At 68.9% G+C, this 21594-nt stretch carries 16 protein-coding genes; 6 read left to right on the top strand and 10 right to left on the bottom strand.

Annotated elements, in window-relative coordinates; translation table 11 throughout:
* The first annotated feature begins 47 nt into the window (after positions 1–47).
* Complete coding sequence (locus tag G6048_RS05345) at positions 48–1934, top strand: aKG-HExxH-type peptide beta-hydroxylase (RefSeq protein WP_165338268.1); 1887 nt, start codon at positions 48–50, stop codon at positions 1932–1934.
* Here G6048_RS05345 and fxsT read toward each other — a convergent pair.
* From fxsT to G6048_RS05305, 8 genes are all read right to left on the bottom strand, one after another.
* A complete protein-coding gene (gene fxsT, locus G6048_RS05340; RefSeq protein WP_165338267.1) occupies positions 1839–6272 on the bottom strand; it encodes an FxSxx-COOH system tetratricopeptide repeat protein in 4434 nt (1477 codons plus the stop codon). The genes G6048_RS05345 and fxsT overlap by 96 nt on opposite strands.
* Positions 6269–7405, bottom strand: coding sequence for an AAA family ATPase (locus tag G6048_RS05335; protein ID WP_165338266.1), 1137 nt, complete (start codon positions 7403–7405; stop codon positions 6269–6271). The genes fxsT and G6048_RS05335 overlap by 4 nt, the downstream gene beginning before the upstream one ends.
* The gene (locus tag G6048_RS05330; protein ID WP_165338265.1) at positions 7402–8904 is read right to left on the bottom strand and encodes a VMAP-C domain-containing protein; all 1503 of its coding nucleotides are present in this window, start codon (positions 8902–8904) and stop codon (positions 7402–7404) included. The genes G6048_RS05335 and G6048_RS05330 overlap by 4 nt, the downstream gene beginning before the upstream one ends.
* Positions 8901–9941, bottom strand: a complete 1041-nt coding sequence (locus tag G6048_RS05325) for an effector-associated domain 2-containing protein (RefSeq protein ID WP_328825678.1) — start codon at positions 9939–9941, stop codon at positions 8901–8903. Before G6048_RS05325 ends, G6048_RS05330 begins: the two co-directional genes overlap by 4 nt.
* Positions 9942–10144: 203 nt before the next feature.
* The gene (gene crcB / locus G6048_RS05320; protein WP_165338264.1) at positions 10145–10519 is read right to left on the bottom strand and encodes a fluoride efflux transporter CrcB; all 375 of its coding nucleotides are present in this window, start codon (positions 10517–10519) and stop codon (positions 10145–10147) included.
* Complete coding sequence (locus G6048_RS05315) at positions 10516–10896, bottom strand: DUF190 domain-containing protein (protein WP_165338263.1); 381 nt, start codon at positions 10894–10896, stop codon at positions 10516–10518. The genes crcB (G6048_RS05320) and G6048_RS05315 overlap by 4 nt, the downstream gene beginning before the upstream one ends.
* On the bottom strand, positions 10893–11366 hold the full coding sequence (gene crcB / locus G6048_RS05310) for a fluoride efflux transporter CrcB (RefSeq protein ID WP_165338262.1): 474 nt from the start codon (positions 11364–11366) through the stop codon (positions 10893–10895). The genes G6048_RS05315 and crcB (G6048_RS05310) overlap by 4 nt, the downstream gene beginning before the upstream one ends.
* A 52-nt stretch (positions 11367–11418) precedes the next feature.
* Entirely contained in the window at positions 11419–11811 is a 393-nt protein-coding gene (locus tag G6048_RS05305; protein WP_165338292.1) for a nuclear transport factor 2 family protein, read from the bottom strand.
* A 103-nt stretch (positions 11812–11914) separates the two neighbouring features.
* Between G6048_RS05305 and G6048_RS05300 the strand changes: the two genes are divergently transcribed.
* Entirely contained in the window at positions 11915–13465 is a 1551-nt protein-coding gene (locus G6048_RS05300) for an AMP-binding protein (RefSeq protein WP_165338261.1), read from the top strand.
* Between the two features lie 63 nt (positions 13466–13528).
* Here G6048_RS05300 and G6048_RS05295 read toward each other — a convergent pair whose 3' ends face one another.
* Positions 13529–15091: a glycoside hydrolase family 53 protein gene (locus tag G6048_RS05295; protein ID WP_165338260.1), complete on the bottom strand. Its 1563-nt coding sequence runs from the start codon at positions 15089–15091 to the stop codon at positions 13529–13531.
* A gap of 113 nt (positions 15092–15204) precedes the next feature.
* Positions 15205–17226: a beta-galactosidase gene (locus G6048_RS05290; protein WP_165338259.1), complete on the bottom strand. Its 2022-nt coding sequence runs from the start codon at positions 17224–17226 to the stop codon at positions 15205–15207.
* A 187-nt stretch (positions 17227–17413) separates the two neighbouring features.
* Between G6048_RS05290 and G6048_RS05285 the strand changes: the two genes are divergently transcribed.
* The 4 genes from G6048_RS05285 to G6048_RS05270 are packed head-to-tail and all read left to right on the top strand — an operon-like array spanning position 17414 to position 21592.
* Complete coding sequence (locus tag G6048_RS05285) at positions 17414–18742, top strand: ABC transporter substrate-binding protein (protein ID WP_165338258.1); 1329 nt, start codon at positions 17414–17416, stop codon at positions 18740–18742.
* A complete protein-coding gene (locus G6048_RS05280; RefSeq protein ID WP_165338257.1) occupies positions 18739–19662 on the top strand; it encodes a carbohydrate ABC transporter permease in 924 nt (307 codons plus the stop codon). The genes G6048_RS05285 and G6048_RS05280 overlap by 4 nt, the downstream gene beginning before the upstream one ends.
* The gene (locus G6048_RS05275) at positions 19659–20564 is read left to right on the top strand and encodes a carbohydrate ABC transporter permease (RefSeq protein ID WP_165338256.1); all 906 of its coding nucleotides are present in this window, start codon (positions 19659–19661) and stop codon (positions 20562–20564) included. The genes G6048_RS05280 and G6048_RS05275 overlap by 4 nt, the downstream gene beginning before the upstream one ends.
* On the top strand, positions 20561–21592 hold the full coding sequence (locus G6048_RS05270; protein WP_165338255.1) for a LacI family DNA-binding transcriptional regulator: 1032 nt from the start codon (positions 20561–20563) through the stop codon (positions 21590–21592). The genes G6048_RS05275 and G6048_RS05270 overlap by 4 nt, the downstream gene beginning before the upstream one ends.
* The last annotated feature ends 2 nt before the right edge of the window (positions 21593–21594 follow it).

The raw sequence follows: 21594 nt of genomic DNA, 5'->3' as shown, positions 1-21594 counted from the left end.
CGTTCCGACTCCCACTGCGGACATTCACCGCGGTCGCCACTGGCGACGTGAGCGAGACCGACCTCGCCCTTCTGCGATCGGCCCAGCGCAGCCGTCTGCTGCTTGCCCTCGTAGCGATCCTCGACGCGCCCCGACAGCCGGACGACGGCGGACCTCGGGGCACGCAGGCACCGACTCGGCCTTCCACCGCATGGGAGTTGCTCGCCCACACTCAACGCTCCACCCCCGCCTCGGTGGACGCCGTCCTCGCCGACCCGGCGGTCGGAGCCTGGGCTTTCCAACTGCTGCGCCGCCTCAACCACGGCGTCGCGACCGCCCCAGGGGACGCTCCGCAGTGGGCCGGTGCGACCCTGCTCGGGGCCCTCGCGGGGGCCGCCGCCCTTCGCGCGGGGACCCGCGCCACGCTGCGTATACCGGCACGGAAGGGACAACTGTGGCTTCCTTCCCTTGGAGTGACTGGCTCCGTGAGCCGGGGCGCCTGGGCCGTGGTCACCATGGAATGCGGTCCACAAGGGGCGGCGGTCTTCGGAGACAGCGGATCAATACGCCTTCCCAGCGACCTGACACGTGGCGCCGAAGGCTGGTTCCCGCTCCCGCAGATCGGCAGGGACGGACCCACTGGGCCGGCACGCGTCGTACTCGACCATCTCAGCCCGTACCGTGACTTTCGCGCCGTGAAGGACCCGGCCCAGATGTCGCGGCAGACGCTGCGCCGCTGGCACGCTCTTCTCCGCGAGAGCGACGCACTCCTGTGCCGTGAGCATCCCGAGGCCCATCGCCTGGTGAGCGGCACTGTACGGACGGTGGTACCGGTCGACGGACCTAGCGAGTTACGAGCTGTCAGTGCCACGGCACCGGACTCCTACGGCGCGGTCATCATGTCCCTGCCCATCGACGCGCAGGCCATGGCCGCCAACCTGATCCATGAAGCACGGCATCAGCTCCTCAGCGCGGTCGCCGAACTGACACCGTTGCATGTCCCCGTACGCGAGGGCCCCCAGCCCGTGTACTTCGCACCCTGGCGAGGGGACCCCCGTCCCTTGAGAGGGCTGCTGTACGGGGCGCACGCCTTCGCGGGAGTTGCCTCTTTCTGGCACGCTCGGCGCCCGTACGACAAGGACCGGGCGGAGTTCGAATGTGCGCTGCACCGCTGGCAACTGCGGGCCGCGCTCGCAGCCCTGGCCAACGCGCCAAACCTCACCCAAGCCGGCGGGCTGATCGTCACCAGCCTCATGAAGGAAGCCGGCCGCATGGCGTCGGAACCAGCCCACGGGCCTCCGGTCCGACTCGCGGAGCTGTGCTGCCGCGATCTGAGAGCCGTCTGGCGAGCCGCGCATCTCGACGTGGATGCCGAGGACGCGGCCGCACTCGCCGACAGTTGGCTAGCCGGACGCCCACCGCCGCTCACGCTTCCCGCAGGCCGATTACGGACGCATCGCACGGGCGCTCCCCGGACACCCGAAACGGGACAAGCCCGTATGTGGCTCGCCCGGCTCCGGTTCACGGACCGAAGAGCCTTCGACGAGGTACGCGCCCAGATCGCCGCCGGAGCACCGCACCCGCTGGGAATCAGGGATGCGACGGTCGCGGACGCGCACCTGACGGCCGATGAGACCGATGCCGCACTCGACGAGTACAGGCGCCAGCCGCCGTCCCCCGCCTCATGGATCGGCATCGGCCTCACAGCAAAGAACGGAGCTGTCTCCATGCTCCTGGAACGCCCGGAACTGGTGCTGGCGCTTCAGGCCGCACTCACACGCATCGGTGCGACCGCCGCGGGGCCGGAGGAACTCGCCGCCTGGCTCGGCTCACGCTCCCCGGCCCCGGACCGTCGAGCGTCAGACGCTCAGCAGGTCGATGTCGCAGTTGGCCCGGATTCCATTGGCCGCGTCCATGGTGGCCTGGTGATCGGGCCCCAGCACCCGGCGGAATGATGCGAGCGCCCGGTCGTACACCTCCTTTGACTCCACGGTCTTCCCCAACGCCTTCAGGTCGTACGACAGATTGAGCATGATCGCCAGAGTCGAGGGGTGTTCTTCGCCTCGCGTCTCGACACTGTGCGCCAGCAGTTCCCGGTCCAGGTCGCAGGCCCGTTGGAGCTCACCCATCGCGAACAGGTCACTTGCCAGGTTCGTCCGCGCCAGAGTCGTCCGAGGATGGTTCGCGTCGAGGACACGACTGAGGCCGTGCACCGCCCCTTCGTCCAGCGCGTGGGATTCATCGATCTGGCCCAGCAGCCGCAGTGTGACCGCGAGGTTCGTCGCCGTGGCGTAGGCATGCGGGTGCTCCTCCCCGAGGAGTTCACGGCAGTGCAGCATCGTCTGCCGGCCGAGCTCCGCTGCCGCGGCGAGATCTCCGGACTGCCGCAGGTCGGTCGCGTGGTTCAGCGCTGCGCGCACGGTGTCCAGAGACTTCTCACCGCGTTGGCGCTGCAGCAGGTCGAGCACCTTGGCGGAAAGCTCCAGCGCACCCGCGTGGTCACCGACCTTGCGGCGAGTCACGGACAGTTCGCGCACCACCCAGATCGTGAGCGAGTGTTCCTCGCCCAGCATCCGCAGTGTCCGTTTCCACAGGTCTTCCTGTCCGTCCAGCGCGGCCCGGAACTGACCCAGTTCCTGAAGATCGATGTAGACGGAGTGCAGGGTGTTGAGCGTCTGCAGGTGGTCGTCTCCGATCACCTCGACCCGCCGCTCATAGGTGTCCTCATCCATCCTGTGGGCCTCTTCGAAGTTCCCCGCCAGCCGCAGACTCACCGCGTAGTTGTGTGCCGCCTGCAACGTGCCGGGGTCGTCGGGGCCCTGCTCCCGAAGCGTCGTCTCGTAGGCCCGCTGGTCCAGCTCACGGGCCCGGTAGAAGTCTCCGCGCAGGCGCAGCAGGATCGCGAGCACGCTCAGTGCCCGTTGGGTGGCCTCGTCCCGCTCACCGAGCACCTGCCGACAGCGCTCCACCAGTTCGGACTGGAGCTCGTAGGCGTCTGTGTAGCGGTTGAGCCAGCGCAGCGCTTCGGCGCGCACCTGGTCCGCGGCGATCACATGCTCGTGCTCGTGGCCGAGCTTCCGCCGCCAGACGCCCGCTGCCTCCTCCGCGGCGTCCAGCGCCGCCGCGTAGTCGCTGCGGGCGAGCAGGAACCGGGCCTCGTTGAGCACCAGTTCGCGGGCCCAGGGGTCCTCACACTCCACCATGCCGGATGCGCGCACATGCGGCAGGAGTGCCGAGTAGCGGGGCCATTCGGAAGAACGCTGGGGGTTCCTCGGGTCGGCGTGCGCGAGGATCTGGTGCGCGCAGTGCCGCATCTCGCCTCGCTCCATGCCGTTCATCTGCTCGATGAGGACGCGCTGCACGAGACGGTGTACTTGGATGGTCGACTTGCGGTGATCGATGCGGGCCAGGGCGTACCTGCCGATTTCCCGCACAGCACGGGCCAGCTTGATCGGATCGTCGAGCGCCGCCCGCAAGGCCGGTGGCGCATCGACGCCCCGTACCGCCGAGAAGTAGTCCCAGTCGACCGGCTCAGGAGCGAAGTACGCGCAGACCTGAAGCAGTTGGAGGGCCGCCGGATGGTCCTCCCTGAGGCGGTCCAGCGAGACGTTCCAGGCGGCGGCCACGGGAAGGTCGTAGTCCGCGGGCGGATCGACCTGGAGCAGTTCCGCGTACTTCGTCTCGAACAGATCGAGGTACTGGTGTACCGGCATCCCTGTCTCGGCGAGCCAGACCGCGGCCTGTTCGACAGCGAGCGGCAAGTCGCCGAGTGAGTCGGCCAGCCTGCTGGCGGCGTCCTCGGGGATCTGTGGACTACGCCGCTTGATCAGCGCGACGCTTTCCTCACGTGCAAACACATCGACCTCTAGTGAATTGGCCAAGCTCGACCACTGAGAATTGCGGGACGTCACCAGAACTCGTCCTGGGCCGTCGTTGGGGAAAAACTGCCTGACTTCCTGCGGATTTTCCGCGTTGTCGAAAACCAGGAGCCAATTCGAGTAGGGTTCTCCGACCCGCAAGGCCTCCAGGACCGCAGGTACGGCGCTTCGGTCGGCACCGGCCCGCAGGCCCATTTGTTCCCCGAGTTCAATCAGGGACTGCACGATCAGGTTGGTCTGTTCGGATGGAATCCACCAGATCAATCGGTAGTCCCTGCTCCGCCTGTATACATGCTCAATGGCTATCTGGGACTTACCGACTCCGCCCATGCCGTGCAGCGCTTCGGGCAGCACTGCGGTGACTCCCTCGGTCAGCCGCCTGTTCAGTTGTTCGAGCAGATCCTCGCGGCCGGTGAAATTGCGATTCCGCTGCGGGACACTGCCCCACAACCGCGGCGGCGGTTCCGTATGCGCGAAAGAGGGAACGGACTGCGACGCGGTGGACACGGAACCTCCTGAGGCTTCTTGCGATGGGGGCGACTCCTGCCGGTGAGACGCGGAGGGTGGTGCCACGGGGGGCGAATCCCCAACCGTAGTGGACCTGTAACGCTGTGTCATTTTGGCCGGGGAAGCGGGCTCTCCGGCCTCGTGGAGGAGCCTCTTCAACCGGGTGGCCCGGGTCAGATAGGGCCCTGAGAGGGCGCAGAGGGCGGTGTGCAGGGGGCGCACGAACGGCCTGGTGCGCTCGGTGACCGGTGGGTCGACGGCGTCGACGCGCCACTGCAACAGAGCATCACCCCCGGCCACCGAAGTGGCCAGTCGAGGGCCCAGGTGGGCGGAGACCTGCCGGAGTACGTCCATGGTCTCGCCTCGGGTGCCGAGCCCCAGCAGTTCCTCTCGTACTCCCTCTCCGAAGTCGAAGGACACCTGCTGGGCGTCCTCCGAGTCGATACGGCTGTCCGTTCGCTGCACCAGCCCGAACAGCAGGATCTCGGCGAGGTTCCACGCCTCGGCTCCCGGCAGCGATCTCTGGATGAGACGCATGACCGGCAGATTCAAGGGGGCTGCGGCCAGCCTGCGGGCCAAGGCGAACGCGGCGGGTGACGCCTTCGCGGTGAAGCGCCGTACGGCATCCCGGGCACGGCCCGGCAGGGGGCCCAGCAGGGCTCCGGAGGAATGCCGTGACGCTCCGAGGTCGCCGCGCGGGCCGGTGAGCAGCACGGCCGCGTCGTGCGTGCCGCCGGACGCGGCGACGAGCCGCGCCCAACGCGCCAGGGACCCGGGAGCCAGCTCCAGCAAGGGCACGGGTACGGCTTCGGAGCTTCGAGGGACAGCCATGGTGTCGGGGATGTCAAGCCCAACTCCGGAACCACTCGTACGCAGCAACCGCAGCAACCCGTTCGGCATGGCGGCGCGTTCGGCGGCCAGCTGGGCCCTGACCGCGGTGGGCAGAGTGAACTCCCATACCTCCTGGGGCATCAGGCTCAGGACGGCGGTGGGTGAGGATCGAGCGGTGGCACAGAGGAACGCGGCCGCGTCGCCGTTGCGCCACGCCTTGCTGAAACCGTCCGTGAGCACGAGCACCACATCGTCCGGCCCGTAGGTCTCGGACGCCGCACGTCCTCTGCCGCGACGGCGCAGCGCGGTTCCCGCCGCGGAGATGTCGAGGGGCACGGTGGTGATGGTCCTGAAGGCCGCCGTGTGCTCCATCAGATCGCGTAAGTCCCGGACCATCTCGCTCCACAGCTCCATCGAGGGAGCCGTGTCGATCAGCAGGACCAGTCCGAGGCGTCGCTCGTCGGGGTGTCCGCACACCGGCAGCCACAGGTCCTCGGCCGCGATGCGTTCGGCGGTGGCCTCCTCGTCGAGTTCCCAGGCTTCGGTGGCCGGCCGGTGCAGTCTCAGTGGCCGCAACGCGTGCCCCAGGGCGAGACCGCCGCCCGGGAGTCGCGTGGCCGAGGGCCCCTCCGCGCTCGCTTCGGCCCAGCCGTCGCCATTGGCCGGGGCCGGCCCGGACGGCTCCCACTGAGGACCCGAGTACGGACTGTAGTCGTCCTGCCCTTCGTGCCACGTCGTGATGTCCTCCGGCGCGGTGACCGCTGTCGCGGTCGTCGGATCGGTCCGAGCGGGGCGCTGTTCTGTCAGGTCTTCCATTTCCCCGTCGGGGCTGCCGGCATCCGTCTCGGGCTCGTTCGGCCGGCCCTCGGAAGGAGACTGGTGGTGAGCGCCGGGCGCGCCGTTCCCGGCACTCGGCCCGCCGCGGTACGGCGACGTGTCCGTCGGCGTCCGCGGTCTCGTCGGTCGCCAGTCCCGGTACGGTGCGGCCGCGTGCTGGCATGCCGCCAGGTACACGGCGTCCATGAACTCGAGGTAGGACAGCCCGGGTTGGGGCTGCCGCTCCGGATCGCCGGTCATTCCTGCCTCAGCCCGGGCGAGGTTCCGTCGAGCCGGTGCCACACCGACTCGACCAGGTTCCGCAGGTCACCGTCCTCTACCTCGCTTCGGCCGGACGTGGCCAGATAGACGGAGTTGAGGAGTTGATCGATCGCGAGACCGCCGAGTCCGCGACTGCGCTCCAGGAACCGGGCGATCAGCGGCCCGCCCCATTCCTCGGCCATGTCCTCACCGAAATGGGCGGCCATCATGCCCACCAGGTCGTCCTCACTCGGCTCCGGCATGTGCAGCAGCAGACACCGGCGCAGGAAAGCCGGAGGGAACTCGCGCTCACTGTTCGAGGTCATGATGACCACGGGAAAGGCACGGCAGTTGACGATTCCTCCGGAGATCTCCGCCTCTCCGTCGGGATCGTCCGTCGACACCCGCACGAGGGGATGCCGACGCCGCGCACGCCTCAACTCCGGAATCGTGTACGACCCTTCCTCGAAGACACTGAGCAGATCGTTGGCCAGATCGAGATCACTCTTGTCCAGCTCGTCGATCAGCAAAACACGTGGTTCGCTGTGCGGCAGGAGGGCCGTTCCGAGCGGCCCGATCTGGATGTAGTCGCCCACACTGGGAGGGGTGGTGGGCGCCTGGTCTTCCGACACCGTGTCACCTGCGGCCGCGCGCAGGGCCGCCGTGTCCTGGACCCTGCCGATCGCGTCGTACTCGTACAGCCCTCGCTGCAGTGTGGTGCGGCTCGTGATGTGCCAGCGCAGCACGCGGCCGAGCCGTAACTCCCTGCTGATGCGGTAGGCCAGGCTGGACTTCCCGGTGCCGGGGCGTCCGCTCACGAGCAGCGGGCGGCGCAGCATCAACGCGGCGTTCACCATCTCCGCCTCGCGGTGGGCGAACGCCGAGGTGTAACCGGCGGGTTGGTGTGTGCCGAGCCGCCGGACGGTCTCCGCCTCGTCGTCCGGGGGCGCGCCGAGTACGGGCGCGCCGTGGAACACACGCCAAGGGGGCGGTGGTGGGAGGAGCTCGCCCAGGGTGGTGTCGCGAAGGGGTTCGCCGGTTCCGCGGTAGATCCACCAGCGGGGCCGTGCGCCGTCGAGTGGGGCAGAGGAGTTCGCGGGTTGCTGTTTGGGAGCGTCGTCAGGAAGTGTCACGGACCCTCCTCCACGACCATGGGAGAGACCGCGGGCGCGACAGGCATCCGGTCCGGGTCGTCCCACAGCAGAGCGACATGGCGGCCGACAACAGTTTCCGCTTCAGCATCGCGGTCACTGGACGCTATACGCAACGCCTTGACGACGCCAGGTAATCCGCGCGGATCGTGACGGTCCAGCAGATCGCGCAGTGCGGTGCGAAAGGCCGGGTCGGAGCTTCCTCTCCGGTCCCAGAGGACGACAGGCACACCGGCACGCAGCGCCTCTCCCAACTCGTCCGAACCTCCGTGCGCCCCGTCTTCGCGCCGTGCGCTCTCCGGTGCCCCGCTGAGCACGACCACGGCGGGCGGCGGCTCGGAGAGCAGATGGGCACGGCCGTCCTCGGGAAACCAGTGGACGCGACCGGCCCGGCCCTCCGTGAACGCCCGCCAGCGGCTGCCCCAACGGCCGTGCAGATCCCGGCGGTTGTGACGGTCCAGGCTCCGCACAACGACGTGATGGTCCTCCCCCAACACCCCACCCACTCCTTGGAAGGAAGTCTTGCGCCATCGTTCCACGTGCAGATCGAGCAGCGTGTGCGGAAGAACAAACTCGACAGCCAGGTCGGTCTTCAGATAGGCCCACTCGCTCTCGGCCCGGTGGATCAGCTCTCGTACGGCCTTCTCGGCCTGCCGCAGGTCTATCCGGCTGTCCTTGCCGCGTTGCTGATCACCGGGGTGCGCGCGCCACCAGTGCGAGAGCAGGGCGCTGCTGTCACGGTCGGCGTCGAGGAGCGGCCGCAGACGGATGACGAGGTAACTCGTGGGGCTCCACACGTCAGTTCGCTGCTGGGCCGGTGTCTTGTCCGCCGAGGGCCGGGCGCCGTCGCCGTCGCTCACGCGTGGGTACGGGTCGTGTGCGTCCGCCCAGTCCACGAGCCCGAAGTGCTGGTCGCTGTCGGCGACCAGGGCGAGCTGGCGCAGGAGCTGGAAGCACGGCAGGGTCTCCCCCGGGCGCGCGTTCAGGGACGCCGCGTGCAGAAACACGAGCCAGGGTTCGGTGCAGTGGGCGGGAGCGGCCGGCCTGCCGCGGCCGTGCAGGAATTCCGAGTACCAGCGCCGCAGGTCAGGCACCTGCACTCCGTCCAGCAGCTCGAAGATCTCGTCCCATTCCTCGGTGGAGAACAGTTCGACCTGCCAGGCGGCGACCGCGGCCTTGAGCCGCTGGATGCCGGGCGTGTTGCCCTCGCGTACTTCCAGATGGCGCACGAGGGGCGCGAGTCCGGTGGGCTGGGCGCACAGCTCCTCCATGAGCTGGACGAGCAGCCCTCGGCGGGACGTGGGTACGGTGCTCTCGGCGGCCGTCCGCACGCGGTGGCCGAACCGGTGGACCAGGTCGTGCAAGGCGGCGAGGTCGGTGAGCCGGCTGACGTTCTCCACCTCGTCCACCAGGTACCTCGGCAGTTCGCGTCTCGGCAGGTTGCTCCGCGCGCCGCCCACCAGGGCCTCCGTATCCGTCATCGAGGCTCTCCCGGTGCCTCACCGTCCGAGCAGCAGACCCTGGCGAGTACGGCCAGCGCCGCCGCTGCCGGTGCGGAGCCCCCACCGAGGCCGTCCACGGCCGCGCGTAACGCCGCGCATCCGCCGGGCTGCTCCGCGCATGCCTGTACGACTGCCTGGAGCTGCTGCCGGGGCCAGGGGTGGTCGGGAACGTTGCGCCGGACCGCGGCGGGGAGCTGCCGGCGCAGGAGCCGCCCGCTGTCGTGTCCGATCTGCGGGACGTCGAGCAACGCTTCGGCCAGTTCGTAGGACTCCTCCATCGAGGGTGGCGAACAGGGGCGTGGCGCAGGTGCGCGCAGGGCGCCGGACAGGGGCGGCCACAGGCGTGCCGCGGCCTCCATGGGCAGCATCCAGGCGACCTTGACCGTACGGTCCTTGGCGGCCGCGGTGACCAGTCCGATGACCCGTCGGATCGCCGGGTCCCAAACGGCGGCCCCGCTGAATCCGCGCTCGACCACCGCGCCGGTCATCCGGACACCGTCGAGCTGGACCCACTCCGGGCACGGCCCGCCACGCCCGGTCACCCGGGCCGTCGCGATGAGTCCAGCGGGTGATCCGCGCGGATAGCCGATGATCGCGACCCGCCGCTCGTCCGCCGGGCCGCACTCGGCCAGCGGAAGGGGTGCCTCTTGGGGTCGCAGCCTCGGGCTGTCACCGTGCGGGGCCAGTACGGCGAGGTCGCCGCAGTCCGCCAGCTCCTGGCCGGGGACGACGCGGTCCAGCGGTGGTGGCGGGAACCAGCCGCCGGGAACGAGGCGTACCACAGCCGACCAGGCTCGGCCCGGCAGATCGACGAGCAGTCCGCCGTCCGGGAGAAGGCCCCCGGGGCCTTCCATGCCGGTCTGCCGTCCCGGGCCGGGAAGTCCCAGCGCCGCGGCGACGACATGCGCGCACGTCAGTACGTGGACTCCGTGCCCGGCGGGCGCTACGAGCACTCCCGCGCCGTACAGGACCCCGTCCTTGGACAGCACCCGCACTTGTCCCTGTTCCGGCCCCACAGTGATCGTCTCCCCCGAACGTCACGCGCGCCCTCACCCGCCCTCATCAGTGTAGGAGCGGGTTGAGGCCATCAACTGCGCGTCGAGCGGCCTCCGTTGTGTATCGGACGCTTACCCGATCACACCCCAACCCAACAGCCCGATCAGCAACAGGCCGATTCAAGCCGCCCTGGTAAGAGCAGGGCCAGGAGCGGTGCAGTCGCCTACGCCCACAGAGCCTGAGCGATCGAAACCCCCACAAACGCCGCCCCAAGCCCCGCGACCACGCTCGCGATCACATTGACGGCGGCGTAGAAACGGGCCCCGTCCTCGGCCAGCCGCAAGGTCTCGTACGAGAACGTCGAGTACGTGGTGAGCGCACCGCACAGGCCTGTACCGAGCAGCAGTTGGACGTGCGAGGAGGCCGCTCCGGCCGAAGCCGCGCCGGTCAGTGTGCCCAGGATCAGGCAGCCGACGACGTTCGCGGTGAAGGTGCCCCAGGGGAAGACCGTGTCGTGACGGGTCTGCACCGCGCGGTCGGTGAGGTAGCGCAGGGGGGCGCCGACCATGCCGCCGGCGATCACCAACAGCCAGTTCACGACGACTTCTTGCCTTTCCGGTCCACGGGAGCGGGGTCCTCCTCGCGGCCTACATATCTGATGACCTGGCAGTCGTCCAGGATCACCAGCCCTTCCCCCACCAACTCGTCGAGCTCCGGCAGAAAGGCGCGTACGCGCTCCTCGGTGTCCACGATGACGATGGCCACCGGCAGGTCCTCGCTCAGCGACAGCAGCCGCGAGGTGTGGATCAGCGAGGACGCGCCGAAACCCTCGATGCCCCGGAAGACGCTCGCGCCCGCGAGTCCCGCCGCGCGTGCCCGGTGCACGATCTGCGAGTACAGCGGTTTGCGGTGCCAGGTGTCGTTCTCGCCGATGAAGATCGTCAGCCGTAGGGCGTCGCCCGTCAGTCTTGTCATCGCCGCCTCCATGCCAGGACCCGGCGGGCCGCCGTCACCGCGAGCCACACCGCCATGAGCGCCGCGACCAGGGTGGCGGCGAGGTAGGCGAGACCGGTCCGGGGGCGGCCCTCGTCGACCAGTTTCTGGATGTCGACGGCGTACGTCGAGAAGGTGGTGAAGCCGCCGAGGACGCCGGTGCCGAAGAAGGGGCGGACCAGTCGGTGCGCCACCCACACGTCGCTGATCACGACCATGAAGACGCCGATCACGGCGCACCCGAGGACGTTGACCCAGAGCGTGGTCCAGGGGAAGGCGCCGGTCTGCGTGGGCCAGATCAGCGAGGCCCCGTACCGGCCGGCCGCTCCCAGCGCGCCACCGGCCGCGACCACTGCCACGATCGGCCCCTGTCCCCGCCACGACGACGGCCGCCCGGCGGGCACACGGAACTCTCCGGGTCCGTCCATCTTCTCGGATCGGGGCGCTGTCATGGACGTAAATCTCCTGGTCGTGGCAGGAGATCAGGTTATCGCTCCGGGATTCTCACGCGCCCGCGGCCTCTCGTTCGATGCGCTCGAACTGTGCCGCCATCGCCTGCTGGAGCGCCTGGGCGCCGGACAGTGGGCGGACCATGACCGTGAGGGCATCGATCCGGCCGTCCTCGTCGAAGTGCAGCAGGTCGCAGCCCTGGATCTGCCGCTCGCCCACTCGCGCCTCGAAGACCAGAACGAGGTCCCGGCCATCCGGGTTCGCGATCTCTCGGACGTAGCGGAAGTCCTCGAAGACGCGCAGGACGGCGCCCAGGATCGCCGCGGTGATCGCCTTTCCGGCGTACGGCTTGAACACCACCGGGCTGGTGAACACGACGTCCTCAGCGAGCAGGGCCACGACGGCCTCGTGGTCGCCGTCCTCGACGGCCTTGCGGAAGGGGTTCACGGCTGACCTCGTCATCAATTGGTTGCTTCTGTGTGTCGGACAGTACGGATGGCGGCGCCCCAGCGGCTATACCGGAGGAACTACCGACCCCGGAGGTGCTGTTGTGTACTACCCGCTGACCGTCCGTGACTTCCTCGACCGCGCGGCGCATGTGTATCGGGACCGCGTCGCCGTCGTCGACGAACCGGAGCAGCCGGGACCGAGCCTCGGAGAGCTCACCTATCGGGAGCTGGCCGCGCTGGCCCGTGCTCAGGCTGCCCGGCTCGACCGGCTCGGCATCCCCGTGGGCGGGCGCGTCGCGGTGGTCTCGCAGAACTCGGCGCGGTTGCTGACCTCGTTCTTCGGGGTCTCCGGGTGGGGCCGGGTCCTGGTGCCGGTCAACTTCCGGCTCACTCAGCCGGAGATCGACTACATCGTCCGGCACTCCGGCGCGTCCGTCGTCTTCGCGGACACGTCCCGCGCGGACGTGCTCGACTCGCTCGAGGTGAAGCACAAGTTCGTGCTCGGGGAGAATGACGACGAGGAGCTCTTCCTGCACGGCACCGAGCCGCGGGAATGGGCCGAGCCGGGCGAGGACGCGACGGCCAGCATCAACTACACGTCCGGAACGACCGCCCGGCCCAAGGGAGTTCAGCTCACGCACCGCAATCTGTGGCTGAACGCGACGGTGTTCGGTCTGCACACCACGATCAGTGACCGTGACGTCTATCTGCACACGCTGCCGATGTTCCACGCCAACGGCTGGGGCATGCCGTACGGCGTGACAGGCGTCGGCGGCCGGCACATCGTCCTCCGCCAGATCGACGGCGCCGAGATCCTGCGCCGCGTCGAGCGGCACGGCGTCACCCTGATGTGTGCGGCGCCCGCCGTGCTGAACGCCGTGCTCGACGCGGCGGCCGACTGGGACGGCGAGATCCCAGGCCGCGACCGGGTTCGTATCGTCTGCGCGGGCGCGCCGCCGCCGACCCGCACGATCGAGCGCGTGATGGGCGAACTGGGCTGGGAGTTCATCCAGATCTACGGGCTGACGGAGACCTCACCGCTCGTCACGGTCAACCGCGGCCGCGAGGAGTGGGACGACCTTGAGCCCACCGAACGTGCCCGCCGACTGGGGCGGGCGGGTGTGCCCGCGCTCGGGGTACGCGTCGACGTGGACGCCGACGGCGAAGTGCTCACCGCCTCGAACCACAACCTGGACGGGTACTGGGACCAGCCCGAGGAGACGGCGAAGGCGCAGGCGGGCGGCTGGTTCCACACCGGCGACGGCGGATACGTCGACGACGAGGGCTATTTGGTGATCTCCGACCGCAAGAAGGACGTCATCATCTCCGGCGGCGAGAACGTCTCGTCGATCGAGGTGGAGGACGTGATCACCTCGCATCCGGCCGTGCGCGAGGTGGCGGTCATCGGAATTCCGGACGCCAAGTGGGGCGAGCTGGTCACCGCGCTCGTCGTGACGGACGAATCGGGCGTCACCGCCGAGGAGTTGATCGCCCACTGCCGTACGCGGCTCGCCGGTTTCAAGACGCCCAAGCGGGTCGACTTCGTCGAGTCGCTGCCGCGTACGGCCACCGGGAAGCTGCAGAAGTTCAAGCTGCGCGAGCCGTTCTGGACGGGCGGCGGCGGTGGTGACGGCAGCAGCAGCCGTACGTGACGGAAAGCCCGCCCACGCTTGGCGCGCGGGCGGGCTCCGGTTCAGTCAGTGCCAGTCAGTGCGTCACCGGCGGTTGAACAATGACATCGCCGGAAGCGGCCGATCGTCGTAGCCGAACAGGGCCTGGTTCTCCCAGGCGTTGCCCGACGAGGGGTCGGTCGGGTCCCAGCCGTTGCCGTTGACCGCGGTCCAGGTGGATTCCCAGTAGAAGACACCGAGGCCGCGGTTGTTCGGGACGGCCTCCACGATGTTCATGATGTCGCGGAACCAGGCGGTCTGCCCGGCCGTGGTGGCCGGGTATCCGGCCACCAGCTCACCGCTCGTGTTGATGATGTCCTCGTGCACGTCCTCGCTGCCAAGACGGAAGGGGTAGGCCGTCTCGGCGACGTAGACCGGCTTGCTGTAGCGGGTCGCCGCGTCGTCCAGGGTGGTCTGGAAGTCGCTCAGCGAACCATGCCAGTAGCCGTAGTACGACAGGCCGATGACGTCGAACTTCACACCGTTCGAGCGCGCGCTGTCGAACCACCAACGGGTACCCGCGAGGTCACCGCCCTTGGCGAGGTGCAGCGCCACGGTCGTGGACGAGTTGACCGCCTTGACCGCGTCGTAGCCGGAGTTGAGCAGCCCGGCGAGCTGTCCCCAGTTGTCGGTGGAGCCCTCGTTCCAGAGCATGCCGCCGTTGATTTCGTTGCCGACCTGCACCATGTCGGCCGTGGTGCCCTGCGCCTTCAGGGCGTTGAGGACGTCGTACGTGTGGTTGTAGACGTCCGTCTTCAGCTGGCTGTACGAGTGTCCGGCCCAGGCGGCGGGCTTGTCCTGGCGGCCCGGGTCGGCCCAGAAGTCCGAGTAGTGGAAGTCGACGAGGAGCTTCATGCCCTGCGCCTTGACGCGCTTGGCCATCGCGAGGACGCGGGCTTTGTTGTTGTAGCCGTCGGCCGGGTTCACCCACACCTTGAGGCGGGCGTAGTTGTGCCCGTGGGATTTGAGGATGGCGAGGGCGTCGCCGGTACTGCCGGAGCTGGTCCGGTAGACGCCGCCCTTGGCCTCGCTCTTGGGGAGTGACGAGACGTCAGAGCCCTTGATGGCCAGGCCGTTGGTCGTGCCCGAGGTGAACGTCAGGTCGTCGGCGTTGATCCAGTTGCCCGCGTTCGCATCGGAGTTGATGCTGATCGTGCACTGGTTGTTCGTCACCCGGATGGGGACGACGATGCGGATCCAGCCGCGGCTGGAGACGGGAAGATCGGTGCGCTGCTCGGCGCTTCCGCAGTTCTTGAGCGCCAGGTAAGTGGACTTCTGCCCGCCGCCCGAGCGCACCCAGGCCCTGAGGGTGTAGTTCCCGTTGGTCAGCCCGGAGAGGTACTGGTACGTCTCCACCTTGTACGCGGAGGACGCGTAGTGCGACAGGCGGTAACTACCGCTGCGGCCACCGGACTCCACGAAGGAGGCGCCGGTGGAGCCGTACTCCGACCAGCCGCTGGGCGTGGCGACACCGGAACCGTCGGCCTCGAAGCCAACGTTCTGGAGCGTGCTCGCCGCCACCGCCGACTGTGCGGGCAGGGCGGTGAGGGCGAGCCCGGCCACGAGCGGCAGCAGCAGGGCCTTGAGTGTGCGTCTGGGATGGAACATCGTCGTCCGTCGTCCCTTCGACGTGATGGGTATGGGGGGGGTGCCCCTCCTGATCGCGAGGGGAAGCCCCTCCGCCCGCGGCTCGTGCGCTCACACGGGCGGAGGGAGTCGGCTCAGCCGTCGAGTCGTACGACCCGGACGGCTCCCGCGGGAACGGCGAGGCGGCCCGCGGCGCGTTCGCCCGTCAGCAGCTCGGTGCCGTGCGCCTCCAGCGGCACCTTGGCGTCCGACGAGGTGTGGTTGATCGCGAAGAGGTAGGTGCCGGACTCGCCGGTGCGGCGCACCACTTCGACGTCGCGCGGCAGGTCGGCGCGCGGCGCGATGCGGGCGTCCTCAGCGGCCCAGCCCATCAGGGCGTCGAGGCCGTCGGACCCGAGGCGGGTGGAGACGTACCAGGCGATGCCCTCGCCGAGCCGGTGCCGGGTGATGGCCGGGTGGCCCGCGGTGAGCCCGTCGGCGTACGTCCAGACGGTGTCGGCACCGCGCGGCACCACGAACTCGGTCCATACGTCGGCGGTGAGTTCTGAGCCCTCGGGGCCGGTGACGCGGACCTGGTCGCCGGGGAGCAGCGGCGAGAACTCCTCGACGGTCAGGCCGAGTACGTCCCGCAGGGGGCCCGGGTAGGGGCCGTCGTGCACGGCGTCGTGCTCGTCGACGATGCCGGAGAAGTACGAGACGACAAGGGTGCCGCCGTTCTCCACGTACTCCTTGAGGTTCCGCCCGGCGGCTTCCGTCATCAGATACAGCGCGGGCACGACGACAAGTGGATAGGCCGACAAGTCGGCTTCCGGGTGGGCGAAGTCGACGGTGAGGTGGCGGTCGTAGAGGGCTTCATAGAAGGCGTCGGCGCGTTCGCGCGGGTCGTGGTCCTCGCTGGGGCGCCACTGGAGATTCTGCGCCCACCAGGAGTGCCAGTCCCAGAGGACGGCGACGTCGGCGACGGTGCGCGTGCCCTGGATCGACGCCAACGTGCTTACGGAGGCGCCGAGTTCGACCACTTCGCGCCACACCCGCGAGTCCGTGCCCGCATGCGGCAGCATCGCCGAGTGGAACTTCTCCGCGCCGCGCCGCGACTGCCGCCACTGGAAGAACAGGGCGCCGTCGGAGCCGCGGCCCACATGCGCGAGGGAGTTGCGGGCCATCTCGCCGGGGGCCTTGGCGGGGTTACGGGGCTGCCAGTTGATCCCCGACGTGGAGTGCTCGAGGAGCAGCCAGGGGGCGCCGCCGGCGACGGAGCGGGTGAGGTCGGCGGCCATGCCGAGATTGACGTGGGTACGGCGGCCGTCGGTGATCAGGTAGTGGTCGTTGGTGACGAGGTCGACCTCACGGCCCCAGGCCCAATAGTCGACGGAGTCGCACTGGCTGAGGGCGGTCATGAAGTTCGTGGTGACCGGGATGCCGGGCGAGAGGTGGTGCAGGATGTCCCGTTCGGTCACGAAGTTCTCGCGCATGGTGGCGTCGGCGAAGCGCTTGTAGTCGAGCGCCTGCGCCGGGTTGCCGACCGTGGGGGTTACCCGGGGCGGGTTGATCTGGTCGAAGTCCGCGTACCGCTGGCCCCAGAAGGCGGTCCCCCAGGCCTCGTTGACCGCGTCGACGGTGCCGTACGCCGCTGCCAGCCAGCGCCGGAAGTGCGCGGCGCAGGACTCGCAGTAGCAGGCCGACACGGGGACGCCGTACTCGTTGTGCACGTGCCACAGCGCGAGCGCGGGATGGTCGGCGTAGCGCTTGGCGAGCCTGGTGGTGATGGCGGCGGCGGCCTCGCGATAGTGCGGGTTGCTGTGGCAGATGGCGCCGCGCGAGCCGAACTCGTAGCGCGTCCCGTCGGCGGCCATCGGCAGCGCCTCGGGGTGCGCCCGGTAGAACCAGGCCGGCGGCGCCACCGTCGGCGTACCGAGGTCGGCGCGTATTCCGTGCTCGTGCAGCAGGTCCAGGAGACGGTCGAGCCAGCCGAACTCGTAGGCCCCGGGTGAGGGTTCGAGCAGGGCCCAGGAGAAGATCCCGACGCTCACCATCGTGACGCCCGCCTCGCGCATCAGCCGGACGTCCTCGTGCCAGACGCTTTCCGGCCACTGCTCGGGGTTGTAGTCCCCACCGAAGGCGAGCCTGGTGAGGCCCTTGGGGGCGGTCTCCGGCATGGATCTCTCCCGGTTTGGTCGATCATTTGGGAACGTGCACACACAGCGCTGACGGCGCGAGCCCAACATAACCGCACAGCAACAACCATTGACAAGTGTCCTGGATGTTTCTCTACTGTGAACGCTCACAGAAGCATGGCGCGGTCCCCGCAGCAGAGCGGGGACCCAGGTCAGGGGAGATAGATCCATGCCAAACACGAAGCCGCGTCGGCTCCGTCAGGTCGCAGCCACCTCGGTCGCCGTCGTCCTTGGCGCCACCGCACTCGCCGCCTGCGGATCTTCGGACGAGGACAGCGAGGCCGACTCGGGGCCGGTCTCGCTGACGTACTGGTCCTGGACGCCGGGCATGGACAAGGTCGCCGACCTCTGGAACAAGGGCCCGGGCAAGGACGAGCAGATCACCGTCACGGTGAAGAAGCAGGCGTCCGGCGACACCCTCGTCACCAAGATCCTCACCGCGCACAAGGCCAAGAAGGCCCCGGACCTGGTGCAGACCGAGTACCAGGCCCTGCCGACCCTGGTCAGCAATGACGTGCTCGCCGACATAGCCGGTGACGTGGACGGTGTGCAGGACAAGTTCGCCGAGGGTGTCTGGCAGCAGACGACGTTGGGCTCGGACGCGGTGTACGCGATCCCGCAGGACTCCGGGCCGATGATGTTCTACTACCGCGAGGACCTCTTCAAGCAGTACGAACTCGAAGTCCCCAAGACCTGGGAGGAGTTCGCGGAGACCGCACGCGCGCTGAAGAAGAAGTCCCCGGACACGGACCTCACCACGTTCTCCGCCAACGACTCCGGGCAGTTCGCGGGTCTCGCGCAGCAGGCGGGCGCCAAATGGTGGACCACCGAGGGCGAGACGTGGAAGGTCGGCATCGACGACGCGGCCACGCAGAAGGTCGCCGACTTCTGGGGCGGTCTCGTCGAGGAGGGCGCGATCGACAACCAGCCGATGTACACCCCGGCCTGGAACAAGGCGCTCAACACCGGCAAGCAGATCGCCTGGGTGAGCGCGGTCTGGGCGCCCGGCACCCTGACGACCGCGGCGCCCGGCACCAAGGGCAAGTGGGCGATGGCCCCGCTGCCGCAGTGGTCGGCCGGCGAGAACGTGACGGGCAGCTGGGGCGGCTCCTCCACGGCCGTCACCACGGACTCCAAGAACAAGTCGGCCGCCGCGAAGTTCGCCACCTGGCTGAACACGGACCCGGCCGCGCTGACCGCGCTCGCGAAGGAGGGCGGCATCTATCCGGCCGCCACGACCGCGCAGACCAGTGACGCGTTCACCGAGCCGCCGGCCTTCTTCTCCAACCAGCCGGACTTCTACACCCAGGCCTCCGAGATCGCGAAGACCACGGCGCCCTCCGCGTGGGGCCCGAACGTGAACGTCGCGTACACCACCTTCAAGGACGCGTTCGGCAAGGCCGCCAAGGACAAGTCGGACTTCGGTGCCGCCCTGAAGACGATGCAGGACGACACGGTCGCCGACATGAAGAAGCAGGGCTTCGAGGTCGCGGAGTGACGAGCGCACGCCGGAAGGCGTACGGGGTCAAGGGAGCCCCGTACGCCTTCCTCCTTCCCGCAACGATCCTCTTCGCCCTCTTCTTCGCGCTGCCCATCGGCTACGCGATCTGGCTCAGTCTCCACAAAGTCCAGGTCAAGGGCCTGGGCCTGGGTTCGGGCGCCCGCAGCGAGGTCTGGGCGGGCCTGGAGAACTACACCGACGCCCTGACCGACTCGGAGCTGCTGGCCGGGGCGCTGCGTGTGCTCGGGTACGGCGCCATCGTCGTCCCGGTCATGCTCGGTCTCGCCCTGCTCTTCGCGCTGATGCTCGACACCGAGCGGGTCCGTCTCGCGCCCGTCACCCGGCTCGCGATCTTCCTGCCGTACGCCATTCCGGGCGTCGTCGCGGCGCTGCTGTGGGGCTTCCTGTATCTGCCGGACGTCAGCCCCTTCTACTTCGTACTCGACAAGCTGGGGCTGCCGCAGCCGGACCTGCTGGACGGCGGGGGGCTGTACGCCGCGCTGTCGAACATCGCGGTGTGGGGCGGTACCGGCTTCAACATGATCGTCATCTACACCTCGTTGCAGGCCATCCCGGCCGAGGTGCACGAGGCGGCGAAGCTGGACGGTGCGCCCCCGCTGCAGATCGCACTGCGGATCAAGATCCCGATGGTGGCACCCTCGCTGGTGCTGACCTTCTTCTTCTCGATCATCGCGACGCTCCAGGTGTTCAGCGAGCCGACCACGCTCAAGCCGCTCACCAACTCCGTTTCCACCACCTGGAGTCCGCTGATGAAGGTGTACGTGGACGCCTTCGGCAAGGGCGACATCCACTCGGCCGCCGCGGGCGCCGTGATCATCGCGCTCGTCACGCTCGTCCTGTCCTTCGGGTTCCTCCGCGCCGCCAACTCCCGTACCAAGCAGGAGGAAGCACGATGAGTTCTCTTGCCGTCCGCAAGGCCGCTCCGGCCGCGGGCACGACGCCCGGCACCGCGCAGGGGCCGCCGCTGCGCCGCCGGATCGCCTTCGTCCCGACGCTCACGCTGCTGCTCGGCGCGATCTACTGCCTGCTGCCCGTGGCCTGGGTAGTGATCGCGGCAACCAAATCAGGCCGTGAGCTGTTCTCGACCTTTACGTTCCTGCCGGGCACCGGCTTCGCGGAGAATCTGTCCGACCTCAACGCCTATCGTGACGGCGTCTACTGGAAGTGGATGGGCAACTCCGCCCTCTACGCGGGCCTCGGCGCCCTCCTGTCGACAGCGGTCTCGGCGCTCAGCGGCTACGCCCTCGCGATCTACCGCTTCCGTGGCCGTGAGACCGTGTTCAGCATCCTCCTGGCCGGCGTGCTGATGCCGCCGGTGATCCTGGCGATCCCGCAGTATCTGCTGCTGGCCAAGGCCGACCTGACGGATTCGTACGCGTCGGTGCTGCTGCCCCTGATCCTGTCGCCGTACGGCGTCTACCTCGCTCGCATCTACGCCACGGCGGCCGTGCCCAGTGACGTGGTCGAGGCCGGGCGGATGGACGGGGCGAGCGAGTGGCGGATCTTCACACGGGTCGCACTGCCCATGATGATCCCGGGCCTGGTGACCGTTTTCCTGTTCCAGTTCGTGGCGGTGTGGAACAACTTCCTGCTGCCGTACATCATGCTCAGCGACGACGAGAAGTTCCCGATCACACTGGGTCTGTTCACGCTCCTCGAACAGGGCGCCAACACCCCGGCGTTGTACACGCTCGTGATCACGGGAGCTCTGCTCGCGGTGATCCCGCTGATCGCGCTGTTCCTGGTCATCCAGCGGTTCTGGAGCCTCGACCTGCTGTCCGGAGCCGTAAAGTCATGACCATGCACTCGACGGGGGGCCGGCGCAAGCCGCCGACGATCCATGACGTGGCGCGCGAGGCCGGTGTCTCGCGCGGCACCGTCTCCCGCGTACTCAACGGCGGGCACTACGTGAGCCCGTCGGCGCAGGAGGCGGTCAACGCGGCCATCCGGAGGACGGGTTACGTCGTCAACCGGCACGCCCGCTCGCTGATCACGGGGCGTTCGGACTCGGTCGGTTTTCTGCTCACGGAACCACAGGAGAGGTTCTTCGAGGACCCCAACTTCAATGTTCTGCTACGGGGTTGCACTCAGGCACTGGCCACGCACGACATCCCGCTGCTGCTGATGCTGGCCGGCACGGAGGACGAACGGCGGCGCATCACGCGGTACATCACCGCAGGCCACGTCGACGGAGTGCTGCTGGTCTCCAGCCACTCCGGCGACCCGGTCGCCGAGCAGCTGCGGGAGGCGGGGGTGCCGCTGGTCGCTTGCGGCAAGCCCATAGGCCTCGGCTCCAAGGTGAGTTACGTGGCCGCGGACGACCGGGACGGCGCCCGGGACATGGTGCGCCATCTGCTGTCGCTCGGCCGCCGTCGCATCGGCGTGGTGACCGGTCCGCTGGACACACCAGGTGGCGTCGAACGGCTCGCGGGTTACCGGGAGGTGCTCACCGAAGGGGGCATCGAGATCGACGAGCGGCTCATCGTCTCCGGCGACTACAGCCGCTCCAGCGGCGAGGCGGGCGCTGAGCGGCTCCTCGCCCAAGTGCCCGACATGGACGCCGTGTTCGTGGCCTCCGACCTGATGGCGCAGGGCGTACTGGCCGTAGTCCAGCGGTCCGGACGCCGAGTCCCGGAGGATGTGGCGGTCGGCGGCTTCGACGACTCCCCCGCTGCCACCGCCACGAGCCCGGAGCTGACCACGATCCGTCAGCCCTGGGACCGCATCAGCGCCGAGATGGTGCGCGTACTGCTCGCCCAGATCGGCGGCGAGGACCCGGCGGCGGTGATCCTGCCGACGGAGCTGGTGAAGCGCCGGTCGACCTGAGC

This window comes from Streptomyces ureilyticus (assembly GCF_011045025.1).
Lineage (GTDB): Bacteria > Actinomycetota > Actinomycetes > Streptomycetales > Streptomycetaceae > Streptomyces > Streptomyces ureilyticus.
This window is presented reverse-complemented; position numbering and strand designations above follow the sequence as displayed.